This window comes from Actinoplanes cyaneus (genome assembly GCF_016862095.1).
GTDB classification, from domain to species: Bacteria; Actinomycetota; Actinomycetes; order Mycobacteriales; family Micromonosporaceae; genus Actinoplanes; species Actinoplanes cyaneus.
On sequence record NZ_BOMH01000031.1, the window covers coordinates 13,580 to 32,034 of the forward strand.

At 70.3% G+C, this 18,455-nt stretch carries 12 protein-coding genes and 2 tRNA genes; 5 read left to right on the top strand and 9 right to left on the bottom strand.

Annotation, left to right across the window (positions count from 1 at the left end):
• Position 1: 1 nt before the first annotated feature.
• Positions 2-274 carry an acyl carrier protein gene (locus Acy02nite_RS20160; RefSeq protein WP_239175037.1) on the bottom strand — a complete coding sequence of 91 codons (273 nt, stop codon included), beginning with the start codon at positions 272-274 and terminating at the stop codon, positions 2-4.
• 156 nt (positions 275-430) lie between these two features.
• Here Acy02nite_RS20160 and Acy02nite_RS20165 point away from each other — a divergent pair, with 156 nt between their 5' ends.
• Both Acy02nite_RS20165 and Acy02nite_RS20170 read left to right on the top strand, forming a co-directional pair.
• Positions 431-1,786 (top strand): aldehyde dehydrogenase family protein, encoded by a 1,356-nt coding sequence (locus tag Acy02nite_RS20165; RefSeq protein ID WP_203742725.1) that lies wholly within the window; start codon positions 431-433, stop codon positions 1,784-1,786.
• A gap of 5 nt (positions 1,787-1,791) precedes the next feature.
• Positions 1,792-3,297, top strand: coding sequence for an aryl-sulfate sulfotransferase (locus Acy02nite_RS20170; protein ID WP_203742726.1), 1,506 nt, complete (start codon positions 1,792-1,794; stop codon positions 3,295-3,297).
• Here Acy02nite_RS20170 and Acy02nite_RS20175 read toward each other — a convergent pair.
• Together Acy02nite_RS20175 and Acy02nite_RS20180 are read right to left on the bottom strand one after the other, a co-directional pair.
• Complete coding sequence (locus Acy02nite_RS20175; RefSeq protein ID WP_203742727.1) at positions 3,278-4,588, bottom strand: preATP grasp domain-containing protein; 1,311 nt, start codon at positions 4,586-4,588, stop codon at positions 3,278-3,280. The two genes, Acy02nite_RS20170 and Acy02nite_RS20175, sit on opposite strands and share 20 nt — an antisense overlap.
• A complete protein-coding gene (locus Acy02nite_RS20180; RefSeq protein WP_203742728.1) occupies positions 4,585-6,003 on the bottom strand; it encodes an amidase family protein in 1,419 nt (472 codons plus the stop codon). Before Acy02nite_RS20180 ends, Acy02nite_RS20175 begins: the two co-directional genes overlap by 4 nt.
• A gap of 123 nt (positions 6,004-6,126) precedes the next feature.
• Here Acy02nite_RS20180 and Acy02nite_RS20185 point away from each other — a divergent pair, with 123 nt between their 5' ends.
• Both Acy02nite_RS20185 and Acy02nite_RS20190 read left to right on the top strand, forming a co-directional pair.
• On the top strand, positions 6,127-7,155 hold the full coding sequence (locus tag Acy02nite_RS20185; RefSeq protein ID WP_203742729.1) for an alcohol dehydrogenase catalytic domain-containing protein: 1,029 nt from the start codon (positions 6,127-6,129) through the stop codon (positions 7,153-7,155).
• Between the two features lie 158 nt (positions 7,156-7,313).
• Positions 7,314-7,805, top strand: coding sequence for a GyrI-like domain-containing protein (locus Acy02nite_RS20190; protein ID WP_203742730.1), 492 nt, complete (start codon positions 7,314-7,316; stop codon positions 7,803-7,805).
• Positions 7,806-7,981: 176 nt separating this feature from the next.
• Here the strand turns inward: Acy02nite_RS20190 and Acy02nite_RS20195 are convergent.
• Together Acy02nite_RS20195 and Acy02nite_RS20200 are read right to left on the bottom strand one after the other, a co-directional pair.
• Positions 7,982-8,058 (bottom strand) — tRNA-Met (locus tag Acy02nite_RS20195).
• 194 nt (positions 8,059-8,252) lie between these two features.
• Positions 8,253-9,713: an MFS transporter gene (locus tag Acy02nite_RS20200; protein WP_239175038.1), complete on the bottom strand. Its 1,461-nt coding sequence runs from the start codon at positions 9,711-9,713 to the stop codon at positions 8,253-8,255.
• Between the two features lie 102 nt (positions 9,714-9,815).
• On the opposite strand from Acy02nite_RS20200, the gene Acy02nite_RS20205 reads away from it, so the two are divergent.
• Positions 9,816-10,196: a MarR family winged helix-turn-helix transcriptional regulator gene (locus Acy02nite_RS20205; RefSeq protein WP_203742732.1), complete on the top strand. Its 381-nt coding sequence runs from the start codon at positions 9,816-9,818 to the stop codon at positions 10,194-10,196.
• 85 nt (positions 10,197-10,281) lie between these two features.
• Here Acy02nite_RS20205 and Acy02nite_RS20210 read toward each other — a convergent pair whose 3' ends face one another.
• The 4 genes from Acy02nite_RS20210 to Acy02nite_RS20225 form a co-directional block, all read right to left on the bottom strand.
• Positions 10,282-12,393 carry a galactose oxidase-like domain-containing protein gene (locus Acy02nite_RS20210; protein ID WP_239175039.1) on the bottom strand — a complete coding sequence of 704 codons (2,112 nt, stop codon included), beginning with the start codon at positions 12,391-12,393 and terminating at the stop codon, positions 10,282-10,284.
• 448 nt (positions 12,394-12,841) lie between these two features.
• On the bottom strand, positions 12,842-14,044 hold the full coding sequence (locus tag Acy02nite_RS20215) for a thioester domain-containing protein (protein ID WP_203742734.1): 1,203 nt from the start codon (positions 14,042-14,044) through the stop codon (positions 12,842-12,844).
• Between the two features lie 1,252 nt (positions 14,045-15,296).
• A tRNA-Met gene (locus Acy02nite_RS20220) sits at positions 15,297-15,370 on the bottom strand.
• 73 nt (positions 15,371-15,443) lie between these two features.
• Positions 15,444-18,410 carry a UPF0182 family membrane protein gene (locus Acy02nite_RS20225; protein WP_203742736.1) on the bottom strand — a complete coding sequence of 989 codons (2,967 nt, stop codon included), beginning with the start codon at positions 18,408-18,410 and terminating at the stop codon, positions 15,444-15,446.
• Positions 18,411-18,455 lie beyond the last annotated feature (45 nt).

Consider the following 18,455-nt stretch of genomic DNA (forward strand, 5'->3'; position numbering starts at 1 on the left):
CTTACGCCGCCGCTTCCTTCGCCACGTAGGCGGCCAGTGCCCCGACCGTCTCGAAGTCGTTGGGCTCCAGCGTCTCCGCGTCGAACTCGACGTCCAGCTCCGCCTCCAGCTGCATCAGCAGCTCGAGCACGCCGGTGGAGTCGATCCCGAGGTCCTCGAACAACCGGGAGTTCGCGTCGATGGTCGCGGCGTCGCGGTTCAGCAGTTGGGCCAGAGCCGCGATCATGGTGGCGGTCACGTCCGTCCCGACCTGCTGACTTCCGTTCATCGTCATGCTCATCCTCCGTCGATGGCGGCACAGAACATCCATGAGCTTGGCGATCACGTCGCGGGCCAGGAAGGTGCAACGGCCCGACCGGTGCACCTGACGTCCCGGGCATGACCGAAGGAGGACTTCCGGCCCGGCGACGGACACCTCGATCATGGCGCGGTGACCACAGAGACGATCGCGGTGGAGAATCCGGCAACCGGCGCCGTCATCGATTGGATCCCGGCGACAACCCCCGCCGGCCTCGACGCCGCCGTCCGTGCGGCCGCCCGCGCCTGGCCCGGCTGGGCCGCCGGCGGTCCTGCCGCACGCCGGGACGCCCTGATCGCCGCCGGCGAGGCGCTCCGCGGCCGGGCCGGCGAGATCGCCGCGCTGCTCACCGCCGAGCAGGGCAAGCCGCTGCGCCAGGCGACCGCCGAGGTCGAGCTGGCGGCCGACTGGTTCGGGCACACCGCGGGGCTGTCCCTGGAACCGGAGCGCCCGGACGGGTCGGTGACCGTCGAGCGGGTTCCGCTGGGCCCGGTGGCCGCCATCGCCCCGTCGAACTTCCCGATCATCCTGGCCGTGGCCAAGCTCGCCCCGGCCCTGCTGGCCGGCAACACCGTGGTGCTCAAGCCCAATCCGCTCACCCCGCTGACCGCCCGGCGCCTCACCGAGGTGCTCGGTGCTGTCCTGCCCCCGGACGTCCTGATCACCGTCTACGGCGACGGCGCCCTGGGCGCGGCCCTCGTCGCGCACCCGGAGATCCGCATGGTGTCGTTCACCGGCTCGGTCCCCACCGGGCGGGCGATCGCCGCGGCCGCCGCCGAGCGGTTCCTTCCGGTGGTGCTGGAGCTGGGCGGCAACGACGCCGCAGTGGTGCTGCCCGGCGCCGACCTCGCCCGCGTGGCGGCCGGCCTGTTCGGCGGTGCCATGGTCAACAGTGGCCAGTTCTGCGCCGCGATCAAACGCGTCTACGTCGACCGCGGCCAGGCCGCCGAGCTGACCGAGGCGCTGGCCGCGGCGGCCCGCGCGACCGTGCTCGGTGACGGCGCCGACCCGGCCAGCGACCTGGGTCCGCTGGTCGACCGGGCCGGCCGGGACCGGGTGGACGACCTGGTTCGCGAGGCCGAGCGGGCCGGGGCCCGTACGGTCGCCGGCGGCCGTACTCCCCGGCGGGCCGGCTGGTTCTACCCGCCCACGGTGGTCACCGACCTCCCGCCCGGCACGCGGCTGGAGCAGGAGGAACAGTTCGGACCGGTCATCCCGGTCATCGCCTGCGACGACGTGGCCGAGGCGGTGACCCGGGCCAACGGCACCGGCTTCGGCCTGGGCGCGTCGGTCTGGGGCGACCCCGCCCGGGCGGCCGAGACGGGACGCCACCTGGACGCCGGCACCGTCTGGCTCAACACGCACGGCGAGCTGCGCCACGACGTGCCCTTCGGCGGGACGCGGTGCTCCTCCGTGGGCGTCGAGTACGGCTACTGGGGACTGCTGGAGTACACCCGGATCCGGGTGTCCCACGCGTCGCGGGCCTGACCGCAATGCCCGTGGTGATCGAGCCGAACCCGGGCAACGTGCTCAGCGCGCGGGTGTCAGTGCACAGCCAGGTCCCGGTGCCGGTCACGCTGACCGCCCGCGCTCCGGGGCACACCGTCACCGTGCCCTGCACCGGCGGCGCGCGCCGCGACCACCGGCTGGCGCTGGTGGGTCTGCGCGCGGACACCCGCTACGAGGTGTGCGCGCACCATGCCACGACCGGCCGCCCGCTGGGACCGGCGATGCCGTGGCGATCCGGCCCGCTGCCCGCGGACCTGCCCACCGTGACGGTCCGGCGTGATCCCGGGCGGGCCACACCCGGCCTCACGCTGTTCAACGTGCGCCGCTGGCACCGGGCCACCAAGCTGCGCCCGGCCCGCCCGGTCGAGCTCGCCACCCAGCCGATGCTGGGTTACCTGATCGCCGTCGACGAGGCCGGCCAGGTGGTCTGGTATCACCGCAGCGAGCTGGGGATCGAGGACGCCCGGCAGCTACCCGGCGGCGACCTCCTCTACAACTACGACTACTGCGCCGCCCGGCGCATCGACGTGCTCGGGCGGCCGGTGGCCGACTGGGCCGCCCGGGTGGCCACCGAGCTGTTCCCGCTCGACGAGCTCGGCCGGCCCCGGGTGCCGGCGGGCTCGGTGCCTCTCGACGCCGACACCGTCCATCACGATGTCACGCTGCTGCCCAACGGGAACCTGCTGTTCCTCGGCACCGAGCTGCGCGAGGCGGTCGATCCGGCGCTGAGCATGTGCGACGGCACCCTGCTCTACAACCTGATCGGCGACGTGATCGTCGAGGCCGACCCGGCCACCGGACGGACCGTGCGGGAGTGGCGCCTGCTGGACATGCTGGACCCGATCCGCCGGCCGGGCGGCCGGCTGCGCGACGGCGGCCTGGTCACCGCTCCCCCGGGCCGCTTCTACCGGCACCGCCGGCACCATCCGCGCGACTGGTCGCACGCCAACGCCGTGGTGCTCGACGCGGACCGCAACGCGTTGCTGGTCTCGCTGCGGCACCACGACGCGGTGCTGGCCGTCCGCTACCGCGAGGACGCGGGCGGCCCGGCCGGATCCCGGCTCTGGGAGCTGGGCCGGGAGGGCACGTTCGCGCTCGCGTCCGGCCGGTGGTTCAGCCACCAGCACGCGCCGGAGGTCCAGCCGGACGGCCGGATCCTGCTGTACGACAACGGCGTGGGGCAGCGCGAGCCGGTCAGCCGCGCCGTGGAGTACCGCCTGGAGGGCGACCGCGCCTGGCAGGTCTGGTCGCACGAGCTGCGCGACGGCGACCGTCCCGTCCACTGCAGCCGGCTCGGCGACGCCAACCGCCTGCCCGGCGGCAACGTGCTCGTCACCCACGGGAACATCCTGGACGACCGGGGCCGCCTGCACGCCCGGATCGTGGAGGTCACGCCGGGCGGGAACGTGGTGAGCGAGCTGCGGGTCGCCGACGAGCAGTGGGGCTGGTGCGTCTACCGGGCGCAGCGGATCAGCTCCCTCTACGGCTGAACGCGGCCACCGTCTCGGTCACGGTCGCCTCCGCCTCCTTGGCGGTGGGTGCGGCCACCAGCACGCCCAGGACCGGGGACGCCGCCCGCAGACCGCGCGTCGCCACGGGATAGACCGCGACGTCGCGCTCCCACAGCCGCCGGAACACCGGCCGTACGTCGCCGGCGTAGGACAGACCGGGGTCGACGGAGGCGGTGTCGTGCGCGGCCGCCGTGAGTCCCTCCCGGCCGGTCGTCGCGGCCAGATGGCGCAGCAGCGCGATGCCGTGCATGGCGCCGCTGCGCCGGGCGTTGATCTCGGTGACGTAGAGCTCGCCGTCGGCGCCCAGCACGAAGTCGATGGCCATCCAGCCGCGGTAGCCCAGCGCATGGGCCGCCTCACCGATGGCGAGCGCGACGCGCATCGTGCGCTCACCCTCGACCGGCGGCAACGAGCCCGGCCCGATGACCACGCTGCGGAACCGGGATCCCTCCACGGTCATGGCGGTGGGCACGGCCTCGGTCACCCCCTCGTCGGCCACGCACAGGTCGACGGCCGGGCAGCCGACGCCGGGCGCGTGCCGCACGTACTCCTGCACCAGCAGGGGGTAGCCGCGGAGGAAATCGTCGCGCTGCAGATCGAGCCAGAACGCGTCCAGCGCGCGCCCTCCGCCGAACCGGATCACGGACGAGCCCTCCCCGGACACGCCGTACGCGCCACGGACGATGACGTGCCGGTGCCGGCGCAACATGAGCTCCACGGCACCGCGCAGCTCGGGCAGGTTCGACACGGTCAGCCCGCGCGGCACCCGTACGCCCGGAATCTCCCGGGCCAGGTCCAGGCAGCTCGGCTTGGCATCGAGATAGAGACTCGTCCAGTAGCCCGCTTCTCCCAGCCCGTCGAGCTCGACGGTCAGGCCCCAGCCGGTCAGGGCCGCCGCGAGCTGATAGATCTCCGGCGTCGCCCCCCAGGACAGCAGCCGCACCGGTCCCCGGCCGGCGAGCAGGTCGCGCAGCCGGGCCAGGGCATGGCCGTCGTGCAGCAGGTCGCGCACCAGCAGCCCGGTGCGGGCATCCGGGCTGACCACCGGCGGGGGCGTCAGCCGCAGCGCTTGGTGCAGGTCGGCGAACCAGTCCGGGTCGGCTCCGGCGGGCAGGACGAGAACCCGGTCGCCGGTGCTCCACAGCGCGGCGCAGTCGGTCACGTGGTCAGCCCGCTCGACGGCGACCCGGCGGGTGACCGGACCCAGCTGGGCACCGGTGTTACGCAGGTTGAACTCGGCGATGTTGGGCACCACCAGGTCGACGCTCATCGTGCCACCCCGCCCGCCGTCAGCATCAGGTCCAGGTCCGGGTGGCCCGGCGGCTCGCTCACCCCGGCCAGCATCCGGGCCGCGGCCAGGGCGGTGCGGTCGAGCAGGTAGTCGGAGGCCACGGCGACCCCGATCGGCAGGCCGCGCGAGTCGTGACCCACCGGCACCACGGTGGACGGCAGGTGGCCGACTCCGGTCAGCCCGGCCCACACCAGTTGATCCCAGTAGGGACGGGCGACGCCGTCGATGAGCACCTGACGCTCGGCGAACGGACGCAGGTCGTGCGGGATGGTCACGTTCGGCGCCACCGGCAGCAGCAACGCGTCGTACTGGGCGAAGAACTGCTTCCAGTACTCGCGGAGCCGGGCCCGCCGGTCGTCGGCGTCCAGCCATTCCTGGTACGACTGCTCGACGAACTCGGCCGCGAACTGGGCGCCGGTGGCGCCGGCACGGGAGCCGGCCCCGGCGAGCAGGCGCCGGAAGACCTTGTCGCTCGCGGCCAGGCGGATCCCCGACGGGCGCGCCGGCTCCACCGTGACGCCCGCGGCGGCGAGCCGCGCACCGGCCGCCTCCACCGCCTCACGCACCTCCCGGTCGACCGGGCAGTACGGGTCGTCGGACCAGATCGCCACCCGCCGGATCGGCCGGGCCGGGGGCAGCGAGACCTGCCATCCCGGCCGATCCATCGGATGCGGGCCGGCCAGCACCCCCAACGTCAGTTCCAGGTCCTCCACACACCGCGCGATCGGACCGATCACGGCCAGGTCCGGCGGGGTGACCCGGTAGGGGAACGGGGGCACGTGACCGGTCATCGGCACCAGCCCGAAGCTCGGCTTGTGCCCGAGGACGCCGCAGAACGCGGCCGGTACCCGGATCGACCCGGCGACGTCGGATCCCAGCTCCAGCGGGGTGAAGCCGGCCGCGACGGCGCCGCAGGCCCCACCCGACGACCCGCCGGTGGTGTAGGCCGGGTTCCACGGATTGCGGGCCACCCCGAAAAGGTCGTTGTAGGACTGCAGGTCGGCCGAGCCCGCGGGCAGGTTCGTCTTGCCGAAGATGTTGGCCCCGGCCCGGCGCAGCGCCGCCACCGAGCCCGCATCGGCACGCGGGACGTAGCGCGCGAGCTGCTCCATCCCGCCCGTGGTCGTCAGCCCGGCGGTGGCGAGGCAGTCCTTGACGGTCATCGGCACCCCGTGCAGCGGTCCGAGCGGCTCCCCGCGCACCACGGCCTCGTCGGCCTCCCGAGCCCGGTCACGCGCACGTTCGTCGATCGTCACCACGAGGTTGAGCCGGTCGTTGTAACGGTCCACGCGCGCGAGCAGCTCGTCCAGGTACTCCCGGGCGGACATCGTGCGCGCGGCGATCGCGGCGGCCACCCGGTGGGCGGGCCACCAGATCGGATCATCACTCTGCATGGCACGAGTCTGGGGCGCCGGGCAGCCCGGCGGCAGACGGCTTCTCGGGCGCACCGTAGGGCCAGGCCCATCGGGCGCCCATCGGCACTGGGCTCACCGGTGGCCCGGCGGCATGGTGGTGCCATGCGTGGGATCACCTTCCAGGAACCGGGCCGGGTCAGCGTGACCGAGCTGCCGATGCCCCGGATCACGCACCCCCGCGACGCGATCGTGCGCGTCACCCGGACCGCGATCTGCGGCACCGACCTCCATCCCTATCGCGGCGAGATCCCCGGGTTCGCGGCGGGCACCGTGCTCGGCCACGAGTTCGCCGGCACCGTCCACGAGGCCGGCGACGAGGTGCCGTTCGCGCCCGGACAGCGGGTGTTCGCCTCGGACATCGTCGCCTGTGGACGATGTGCCAGGTGCGCCCGGGGATGGCACTACCACTGCCCGCAGGTCAGCCTCTTCGGGTACGACAAGGTCGTCGGCAGCTGCCTGCCCGGCGGCCAGGCCGAGTTCGTCAGGGTGCCGTTCGCGGACGTCGTGCTCGCCGCCACCCCGGACGCCGTCTCCGACGAGCAGGCGCTGTTCGTCGGGGACGTGCTCACGACCGGCTACACGGCGGTCCGCGCGGCCGGGGTGCGTGCCGGGGACACCGTGGCGGTGGTCGGCGCCGGGCCTGTCGGCCTGCTGGCGGCCCTCTGCGCGCGGGCGGCCGGCGCGACAACAGTCACCGTCGCCGATCCCGACTCCGGCCGCCGATCCCTGGCGCGTTCGCTGGACCTGCTCGCGGTCACCCCCGGGGAGCTGGTCGCGGCGGCTGACAGGGGCGGCGCGGCCCGGGTCGTCGAGGCGGTGGGCAGCGACGCGGCCCTGGACGCCGCGCTCCGGGCCGCGGCGCCCCGGGCGACCGTGGCCGTGGTGGGTGCCCACCAGTCGCCCGGCATGCCGTTCCCGACCGGCCTGGCCTTCGGCCGCGAGCTGACCGTGCGGTTCGCCGTCGGCAATCCGCTGAGCTCACGTGAGCCGGTGCTCGCGCTGGTGGCCGCGGGACGGGTCGACCCGTCGATCGTTGTTTCGCACCGGCTCCCGCTCAGCGAGGGCCCCCTCGCCTATCGGCTGTTCGACTCGCGGGAGGCGACCAAGGTCGTCCTGGACCCGCTGAGCTGACCCCGGACCACGGCGCCGTGACGACGCGCGGCCGGCTTCACCCCGAGCCGGGCGCGGCGCCAGGAGCAACTCGCCGTTCGCCACCGATGGCGACGTGACCGCACACCGTGGGAGACTGCCCATCTCACGGCCTGCTGTCGTCGCACTCGGAGGTGCCGGTGGAAGTCATCGATGGCCCCTCGACCAGGACGTGGCCCGATCGGCACAGCGTCGGCATCCGGCTGGTCACCCCGTTTCGCGGCATGTTCGCCGTGCGGGACCAGCTCATGGAGGAGCTCTACGCCTGGGTCGACGAGCGGAAGATCGTCCATGGCACCACCTTCTTCCGCCTCCATGTGGTCGACATGGAGGGTCCGATGGACATCGAGGTCGGCGTCCTCACCGACGAGCCGGTCAAGGGCGACGACCGGGTCGTCGCGGGCGTGCTGCCGGCCGGGCGCTACGCGGCGATGACATACGTCAACCACGGCCGCCGGGCGAACGGCATGCTGCGCGACTGGATGCAGGAGCAGGGTCTCGAGCTCGACCGCGTGGACAGCCCCGAGGGCGAGCGATTCGGCTGCCGTTACGAGGCCTACCTCACCGACCCGCGGTCGGAGCGCAGAAAGACTCGATGGCAGACCGAGTTGGCGTTCCGGCTGGCCGGCTGACTCCCGGGTCCCCCACGCCGGCGTCTGAGCCGCGACCGGTCCCACCGAAGCCGAGTCGTTGATCTCTTCGACCGTGTCGTGATGCTCGCGGTTGCCGCGTCTTCTGCCCGGACCGTGCGTGGCCGAAAAGCAAAAACGCGGTCCGTCACGAAGACGAACCGCGTTCTGACCTGCATTGGTAGCGGGGACAGGATTTGAACCTGCGACCTCTGGGTTATGAGCCCAGCGAGCTACCGAGCTGCTCCACCCCGCGTCGGTATGGGTAAAGCTTAGCCTGCCTTCCCGGAGGCCTTGCAGGGGGGTCCACCGGACCCTTCATCCGCAGGTCACCGGCCCTTCACCGCCCACCGCGCCCGGCCGGAGACGATCCGGCCGGGCGCGACTCTCACACGCCGGGAACAGTCCGGCCGAGAGGCGACGGCTGAAGCAGACCCGGAACGGCCCGGCTCAGAGGGCAGTGGCCGGAGCCGGGCGCCGCGAGCGAGCCCTGGCCGCGGCCAGCGCCACGAGATTCAGCACCAGCCCCGCCACGGCCACTCCGGTCACCAGGTTGACGCCGGGCCGGAAGGGGGTGAAGCCGCCGGAGGCAGCGGTCGTCGCCGACGCGATGAGGCCGGTGACCACGGCCAGCACCAGTGCGGTCCCGACCTGCCCGGACGACTGCACCAGCCCGGACGCCAGGCCCTGCTCCGAGTCGTCGATCCCGTCGGTCGCCTGGGCCATGATCGAGCTGAATCCGAACGCGAACCCGCCGCCCAGCAGCAGCATCGCCGGCAGCACCGTGATCAGGTAGCCGGGCCGGCTGCCCGCGGTGGCCAGGAACCAGAGGTATCCGGCGCTGAGCGAGGTCATGGCCGCCACGATCAGCGGCGCCGTGCCGTGCCGGTCGATGAGCCGACCCATGAACGGGGAGCTGAACGCGACGAGCAGCCCGGCGGGCAGCAGGGCGAGCGCCATCCGCAGCGGCGTCCAGTGCAGCACGTCCTGCAGGTAGAGCGTCATCATGAACTGGAAGCTGACGTACGACCCCATCAGCGCCACCATGCTGGCGTTGGCCCGCACGATCGACCCGATCCGGAAGATGCTCAATCGCACGAGCGGGTGCCGCACCCGGTTCTCGGCCAGCACGAACGTGACGAGCAGCAGCACCGCGAGCACCGTGATCCCGGCCGTGAACAGGTCGAATCCGCGCTGCGGGGCGGTGACCACGGCGTACACCGCAAGAAGCATCCCGCCGACGAGGGTGACCGCGCCGATCAGGTCGTGCCCGCCCTCGGCCGCGGCCTTGTCACGCGGGATGAGGAAGATGCCGGCGATCAGCGCGGCGAGCGCGAGCGGCACCGGGACCAGGAACGTCCAGCGCCAGCCGAGGCTGGTCAGCAGGCCGCCGAGGATGAGGCCGGAGGAGTATCCGCTGGCGCCGAAGACCGTGAAGATGGAGAGCGCCCGGTTGCGGGCCGGCCCCTCCGGGAACGTGGTGGTCAGGATGCTCATCGCGGTCGGCGCGGTGAACGCCGCCGCGAGCCCCTTGACGAATCGGGTGGCGATCAGCAGGGTGCCGTCGTCGACGAGGCCGCCGATCAGGGAGGCGACAGTGAAGACGCCGAGCGCGATCAGGAAGACGCGGCGGCGTCCGAGCAGGTCGGCGGTGCGCCCGCCGAGCAGCAGCAGACCGCCGTAACCGAGCACGTAGCCGTTGACGATCCACTGCAGCGAGGTGGTGGACAGGCCGAGCTCGGCGCCGATCGAGGGCAGCGCCACCCCGACCATCGAGACGTCCAGGCCGTCGAGGAAGAGGACGGCGCACAACACCGCGAGCACGCCCCAGAGCCGCGGAGTCCAGCGGTGCTCCGCGGCGGCGCGCTCGGCGGCCGCCGCGGACGGGGTCAGGGGTTCGGTGATAGTCACGAGCCAGACGTTATATGCGCACGCATCTAATGTCCATGCAACCCATGCTGGCGCATAAAATTCAGGTGCAACTACCCTGGCGTACGGCGTAGAATGCCCCGCATGGAGCCGGAAACTGATCTCGTCGATCGCTGGCGATCGCTCCTGAGCTGCTACAACGAGATCGCATGCCACCTCGAGCGGGCCCTCGGTGACGCCCACGACCTCACCCTCAGTGAGTACGAATCGCTGGACCGTCTCACCACCCAGGAGTGTGGCAAGCGCCGCATGCAGGACCTGGCCGAGACGATGTATCTGAGCCAGAGCGCGCTGTCCCGCACGGTGACCCGCCTGGTGAAGAGCGGCCTGGTCGAGCGCACCCACTGTGAGGATGATCGCCGCGGCGTCTTCGTCGAGATCACCGCGGCGGGACGGCAGCGCTGGGCCGAGGCGCGCAAGACCCACCTGGCCGTGCTGGCCGAGCATCTCACCCCGGCCGCCTGAACCACGCGCCGGCCAGGCCACGCGCCGCCGCCACCAGCGGCAACGCCGCGCAGCCCGTCGCCGGCGGGAACGCCACGCCGGCCGGTCACCAGCTCCACTTCGTGACCGCGGCGCCGTCGCACGCCGCGAGCCGGAGCTGGGCCTTGATGGCGGTCGATGCCGGGGCCAGGCACAACGTCGGCGCGAAGGTCGGCTTGATCGTGCCGTCCCGGTTGAACGTCCACCGCTGCGGATCGCTGCCGTTGCAGCCGTAGGTCCAGATCCGCTGCCCCGCGACGTAGTTCCCGAACGGCACATCGAGGCAGTTCCCCATGACCCGGATGCTCCGGTCGTCGAGCAGCCAGGTCAGCGCCTGGGCGTTGCCGCCGTTGCAGTCGTAGGTCCACAGGTAGGTCTGGGTCGTGATCGACGAGAACGGCACGTCGACGCACCGCCCGGTGCTGTTCTTCACCGCGTTCATCAGCGGGCGGATGTTCTTGCCGACGAGAACCATCTTGGCGACCGACGGAACGCCGTCGGCGCCGACGATGAACAGCATGTAGTAGCCGGGCGGCGCCACGCCCCCGGTCTGCGGGCCAGTGACCGTCAGCGTCGTGCCGGACTTCGAGAACCGCAGCGGGATGTAGCGCTGTCCCTGATCCTGGCTGTGCGTCACGTCACTGAGCCCGACCAGCGCGACCTTCGCCACGCTCGCCGCCTGGTCGGAGGTGACGGTGAACGGCGTGTTGATGCCGACCGAGGCCGGCGCAGCGGAGATCACCGGACGGGTGGCGAGCTCTCCGCTGCCGTCCTTCTTGTAGAGGTACGGCGGCGTGAAGTACTCGATGTTCTTCTCCAGGTAGCCCTGCGTGACACAGCCACCGCAGATGCCACCACCGCCGGTCATGACCCGCCCGTCCGGCAGCAGCACGGCCGTCGAGTGGTACTGCCGGATCCGGCTCGCACTGGCCAGCGTCGTCCACCCGCCGGTCACCGGATCCCAGACCTCGGCGGCCGTGACAGCGTGCTCCAGGTCGAACCCGCCGCCGTTGGCCTCCGTGCTCATCCCGCCGGTGACCAGCACCTTGCCGTCGGCGAGCAGGGTGGCGTTGGCCTGCCGCCGGCCCGTCGACATGGACGCCCCCGCCGTGTAGACGGGCGTGTTCCACGGGTTGGTGTCGATCACGACGGAGGTCTTGGTGGGTACGTTGCTCCGGCCGTCCTCGGTCACGGTGCCGCCCCCCACGACGAGCGTCTTGCCGACGTCGTACGTCGCGAAGCTGCCGTAGTCCCGGTTGATCGCGTCCCGCGTGGTGGTCGCGGTGATCACGCCCGTGCCCGAGGTGTTGATCGTGTACCCGGTCGCCGTCGGGCCGTAGAGCCCGACCTGGGTGTCCGGCCGTGAGCCCAGGAACGGATAGATCCGCGCGCTGTACTTCGTGAACCCGGTGAGTGACCGGAGCCTGTTGTCCGTTCCGAAGACCTCCGCCGTCGCCGGGCCACCGCCCACGATCACGCCCTCACCCAGGGCGTTCTCCGCGACCGACGGGTACCAGCGCCCGGCCGCCATCAACCGGCCGACGCTCCACCGCTCCTCCTGCCACACGAAGACGTACGTGGTGAGCGTGCCCTCCAGCTTGGAGTTGAGATTCCCGCCGGCCACCAGGATGTTGCCGTTCGACAGGTGCGCGAACCCGGCGCAGAAGATGTTGGTGCCCTGCAGGTCGACCCGCTTGGACGTGTTGTCGGCCGGATTCCAGAGCATCACCCGGGTGAAGTCGTGCTTCGGGTACGTCTCGGTGGCGTTGTCCCCGACCGAGTCCCAGATCAGCACCTTCCCGTTCGGCAGGACCGCCTGGAAGACCGGGACCACCGGCGTGTCCACCACCGGGCTCCACGTCCCCGCGACACCCGGATCGGCCGCCACCTTGGCCTTGGGCGGTGCCAGCCCTGGTCGCCGGCCGGTCGCCTTCTGGATCCGCGCCGCGTTCGCCCCGGTCTGCCGTTCGATCTCCGACATCGGCGTGCCGACCAGGTCGAACTCCATGTGCTCACGGGAGTCCTCGTCCAGCCCCTCGCCGTGCTCGTGCTCGTGCACCTGCTGCTCGGCGGCCACCGGCACGCTCCCGGCGGCGATCCCCGGATCGACCGCCGACGCCCCGAACAGAACCAGAATCGCCAGGACACCACAGGTGATGAATTCGCGTCCCCTACGCATGCCGATGCGCCCCTCCCCCGAAGTCGGCCACGATCGACCACGGCGGCGCACCAACCCATTCCACACCGGACGGCGAATTCATTTCTCGGCGCAGGCCGGCATCAATCACATGGGTTCCGCGCGATGACCTCCAACGCCGCTGATCTCCCGCGTCCAGTCCGGTCACCTTAACGCGCGCTTAGGCGATCTTCAATGTTTACCAGCTGTTAATCTGCACCCCGAACACCCAGCCGAGCCTCTGAGCAGGCAGGACGGGTGAACAAAACCCGACTCACCGTCCACTCTCGCCATTTGAAGATCAATTCCTGACGTACGGCGATGAAGGTTTTGGGGTCAATAACGACCCGTCCGCCAGTTTCGTTCCCGGAAACGGCAATGGCCAGAACCGCAATCGCGCGGTTCAGGCCATTGTCGTCAGATCGGCCGACCCCGGGTCAGCCGAAAGGCGTCAGCTGATGAAGCGGGTCCGACGGCGACGGACCATCAGCAGCAGGCCGGCGCCGACGACGAGCAGCAGCGCGCCGCCGCCGATGACCGGGCCGGTCGCCGAACCGGTCAGGGCCAGCGCCCCACCGGACGTCGGCGAGGTGCTCGCCACCGGAACGTCAGCGGACGAACTCTCCGACGCACTCTGCGACGGGCTCTGCGACGGGCCGCCGGTGGCCGGCGGGACCGAAGAGGACGAGCTGGCGGCCGGGGCCGACGACGAGGAGCTGGCAGCCGGAGTCGGCGTGAAGGTGGCCTCGGCACCGGCGGTCACGGTCTTGCCGATGCTGGAGCCCAGGATGATCTTCTGGTGCCGGTCCTTGCCACCGCTGTACAGGAAGACCCGGCCGAAGGAGACGGAGTCCTCGGCGGTGAGCTTGACGGCGACCTTGCCGGCCCCCGTCGCGGTCAGCCAGAACTGGCCGCCGTTGCTCGTCGTGGTGACCGGCTTGCCGGCCGCGTCGACGGCCGAGCCGCCGCTGACGACGACCTTGACGTCGCTCGCCGGGCCGGCAACCGTGAACGGACCGGCCTTGTCGCCGACCTTCGCGGTGGCGGCGGCCGGGGTGACGGCCAGCTGGGCGGCCGGCTCGGGCTGGTCGCTCGCGTGCGTCGTCAGGTAGTCGTAGAGACCCTTGATGACCGCGTAGTCCTTCTGGCTGCCCAGCCGGGCAGAGGCGTTCCAGTCGCCCAGCGTGATGTTGTCGCTGAAGTGCCAGATGGCCGTCTGGGTGCCGAAGTAGAGCAGCGCGTTCTGGCGCTTCTGGTCCACCTGGGGCATCTGCACACCGGCCGCCTTGAGCAGCGCGGCGGAGTCACCGTTCGGGTAGCTGTGGGCCAGGACCCACTGCACCTTGGCGAGGTTCTTGACCTCGGACTCGCCCCAGGTGCCCTCGGAGTACGGCTTGTTCGTGCCGAGTGGAGTGTGGAAGTCGATGCAGAAGGCCGGCACGGTGCCCTGGCCCTTGATCTCGAACGAGATCCCGGCGGTGTTAACGGTCTTGCCGTCCAGCAGCAGACTGACCGAGCTGTCCCGCGTGGTCTGCGGGATGCCCGTGGTCGCCTCGTCGGCGGCGGCCGGGGCGGCGGAGCCGATCAGCAGCGCGCCACCGGCGGCAGCAGCCAGCGCGGCATGCGCCCAGCGTCGTCCTCGTGATCCGAGCATGACGTAGTGCACCTCTTTCAGGTAACGGCCCGCTCCTGGCGGGTGGCAGAGGTCGATCTCCGAGGGGGCCGTTGACGCCCGCACGCAAAGAAGCCGACTCGGCATTCTGTGCAGACGGGTATCCATTTGTCATCCCGCAAACAGCAATTCCCCGAATCTAAGTCCCCACTTATACGCAGCGCAATGACATAGTCACCCATAGACCCACGAATGCTAACTGTAAGCAATCCTTAGAATCCGCACAGTAACCCCCAACGCCCCCGCCCCCAACCGGCCGCCAAACCCCGGCACCAACACACAGGATCGACAGACCACGATCGACACAGCGCTCAGGGAGCCCACGCAATCCACACCCACCGGCCCCTCCCCAGAGACCCCGGACAACCCTCAACACCACCCACCCGCTGGCACAACACACGAATTCCCGCCAACAGCCGCCCCCACCAACACCTCACCGCCCCGACCGCCCCCGACAGCCCACCCCACCCGCCCCACCGCAGACCCCAGCACCCCAACGCACATCACCTGAATGACGCGTTTCGCTTCTATCCGTCACGGACCCCCACACGGACATCCCCCAGACAGTTCCCGCCTCACCCCCACGCAATACACCAACAATCGAGCTTCACCCCCGACGAAAATGCCCCACCAAAGCCCACTCACCACCCCGAGTAACCACCCCTGAATTCACCAGATGCCGCCCCCGAAATGCCCCACCCAAATACCACCGAACACCCACCCCTCCCCGTTGACCTCGCCCCCCACAGCAAGAATCAACCAGCCAAGGTCCTGATATCGCCCCCCAAAACACCCCACCCACCCATTCCACACCCACCGCCCAATCCCCCCAAAGCCCGCCATCTTCCAAACCACAGCCAGCGATGGCGCCCACAACAGACACCACCCCACACACCAAAGAAAGAGCCGCCCCAGAACCAGCCCGCCCCAACGATCAACAGCCAGCGGTGTCCACCTGAACGCAGTCCGGAGTAACGCGGCGGCCCCGCCCGCCAGCGCATCAATCAGCAAGCAAACCGAAGCACCCACCCCAGCGAGCGAAGCGAAGCACACAGCCCAGCCCAGCGAGCGAAGCGAAGCACACAGCCCAGCCCAGCGAGCGAAGCGAAGCGCCCGCACCAGCCCGCAAGCGCCCACCGTAACGCGGGGTTTCAGGGGGCTCGGCCCCCTGAGCAAAATGCGAAGAGGGCCCCCTGTCCGCGCTTTCTGCGGACAGGGGGCCCTCAATCCCTCGTAGCGGGGACAGGATTTGAACCTGCGACCTCTGGGTTATGAGCCCAGCGAGCTACCGAGCTGCTCCACCCCGCGTCGGTATGTGTAAACCCTAGCGCACTGCCTCCGGATGCTGCAAAACGGCCTCCGGAGGCAGTGTTCGCGCTGGTCAGCCTCCTGCGCTCGGCGAGGGGGCAACGGAGGGCGCCGTGCTGGCGGTGGCGCCCTGGGCCTGCTGGAAGCGGTTCATGGCCTCGTCGAGCTGCTTGAGCGCCTCGCCGTAGGTCGCGAAGTCGCCGGACTTCTGGGCGTTGCGCACGTTCTCGATGGCCTTGTCCACGTCGGCGGCCGCCGTGGCCAGGTCACCGGGCAGTCCGGTGGGCGGCGTGGTGGGCTGGGTGGACGGTGGCGTGGTGCCGGGGTTGGTGGTGGTGCCCGGGTTCGTCGTGGTGCCGGTCTTGCCGAGTTCGGCGAGGGCTTTCAGGCCTTCGGTGAGGTTGTCCTCCAGGACGACCTTGGACCCGTCGCCGTACGACATCAGCACCTTCTGCAGCAACGGCGGCGCGTTGGCCTGGGTGCTCTTCACGTAGACCGGTTCGACGTACAGGATGTCCTTGTTCAGCGGCAGCGAGATGAGGTTGCCGTAGAGGACGGTGGCCTGCCCGTTGCGGCTGAGCAGGGTCAGGTCCTGCGAGATCCGCGCGTTGTTGACCATGAGCCGATGGACCTGGATCGGCCCTGGCACGACTGTCTGGTCGGGCAGTTCGAGGACTTCCAACTTCGGATTGCCCTTGTCGTACGACGCGGAGATCAGGGCGGACATGTTCTCCCGGTTGGCCGGCGTCACGCCCGAGGTGAGCTGGAACGAGGTGTCGGTCTGCGTCGGCAGTTTCACGTTCAGGTAGAACGGCGGCTGCTTGACGCCGCTCTGCGGAGCGTCCGGAGCGTTCGGCACCTGCCAGAAGTCGTCCCCGTTGAAGAACGTCTGCGCGTTGGTGACGTGGAACTTGGTGAGCAGGTTGCGCTGCACCTTGAACATGTCGGCCGGGTAGCGGAAGTGCTCCGTCAGCTCGGCGGGGATCTTCGACTTGGGCTGGATCAGGTTGCCGCCGAAGGCCTTGTTCCACGCCTTGAGGACCGGGTCCTGGTCGTCGAACTGGTAGAGCGTGACAGTGCCGTCGTACGCGTCGACGGTCGCCTTGACCGAATTGCGCATGTAGTTGACGTCGTCCCGGGCCAGCGGGAACGACCCGGTGCCGGTGAGCTCGTCACGGGTCTCGGTGGCCAGGTTGATCTTCTGCGAGTAGGGGTACGTCTGAGCGGTCGTGTACCCGTCGAGGATCCAGACGATCTTCCCGCCCACGACTGCCGGGTACGGGTCGCCGTCGATGGTGAGGAACGGCGCGACCTTCTGGACCCGCTCGCGCGGCTCACGGATGTACATCAGCCGCGAGTCGGAGTTCACCGCGTCGGAGAGCAGAAAGTTGCTCTCGGTGTTCTTGACCGCGAACACCAGCCGGCGGAAGAACGAGCCGATCTCGACGCCGCCCTTGCCGTCGTAGGTGTAGTTCACCGAGGCGTCGGCGTTCTGCTCCTGCGGGCGGTCGAACTCGACGGGGTTCTTGTTCTTGTCGGACTGGCCGACGATCGCGTACTCCGTGGACTGCTCGCCGTAGTAGATCCGCGGCTGGTCGGTCTTGATCTGGTCGCTCGCCGCGGAACAACTGCCGGCCGTGGTGCTCTTACCGAGGAAGCCGGAGACGAAGTACGGCAGGCCGGTGCCGCCGCACACCTCGTTCGCCGGGGCGGCCACCAGGCCGTACCCGTGGGTGTAGACGGTGTGGCGGTTCAGCCAGTTCCGCTGCTGCGCGGAGAGCTTGTCGTCGTTGATCTCCCGGGCGCCGACCACGTAGTCCTGGGTCTTGCCGTTGACCGTGTAGCGGTCGACGTCCAGCTTCTCGCCGAAGTCGTAGAAGCCGCGGGACTGCTGCGACTGGGTGAACGCCTGCGAGACGAGCTGCGGGTCGATCAGCCGCACGTTCTGCGCGCTGGTGTCGGCGGGCAGGTCGGCCGGTGGATTGCCACTGGTCGGCGTGTACTCGTTGACCTTGGTGCCGGCCAGCCCGAAAGCGTCCCGGGTGGCCGCGATGGACTTCTCGATGTATGGCCGTTCCTTGTCGAACAGGCTCGGCTTGACCTGGAAGTTCTGCACCGCCAGCGGGTAGATGCCGCCGATCGCCACGGCCGAGATGGCCAGCAGCGCCAGCGAGACGCCCGGCCACACCAGGTTCCGCATCACCGCGTTGGAGAAGACGATGATCGCGACGGCGACGACGATCGAGATGTAGGCCAGGATCTCCTTGGCCGGCAACAGCGCGTTGACGTCGGTGTACCCGGCGCCGTACAGCCCCGGGGAGACGTGCTGCTCGAGCAGCAGCGCCCGCCTGTCCAGCACGTACGCCACGGCCTTGAGCAGCACGAAGACCGCGACCAGCGTGGTCAGGTGAGCCCGCGCGGCGGTGGTCATCCGGTCGCCGACGCCCTGCAGGCGCACGCCGCCGAAGATGTAGTGCACGGCGAGCGCGCCGAGCACCGACAGCACCACAGCGGTGAAGGCGACGCCGAGCAGGTATCGAAGGAGCGGGAAGTCGAAGACGTAGAACCCGATGTCCACGTTGAACTGCGGGTCGGTCTGACCGAAGTCACCACCGTTGCGGAAGAGCATCCAGTCGCTCCACCGGCTCTGCGCGGAGAGGCCCGCGAAGAAGCCGATGATGATGCTGACCGCGGTGATCCAGGTGCCCAGCCGGGGCGCGAGGACCATCCGGTAGCGCTCCAGCGTGGCCTGTTCCTGCGAGTGCGGCCGCAGCAGCGGGCGCAGGCGGTAGGCCAGGTACAGGTTGGCGCCCACGATCAGGGCCATCGCCGCGCCGACCGCCAGGAACAGCAGCAGCTTGGTGACCAGCACCCCGGAGAAGACCTGGGTGAACTGGACCTCGGAGAACCACAGATAGTCCGTGTACGCGTCGATGCCCCAACCGAGCAGCGTGAAAAGTATGAAGACCCCGACCAGGACGCCGACGGTGACGCGACCGCGCCGGCTCATCCTCGGTAAGGGACTGTTACGCATTACCAACGTGGGCTCCACACTTCGTCGGGCCGGTGACTCACCTTACGATCT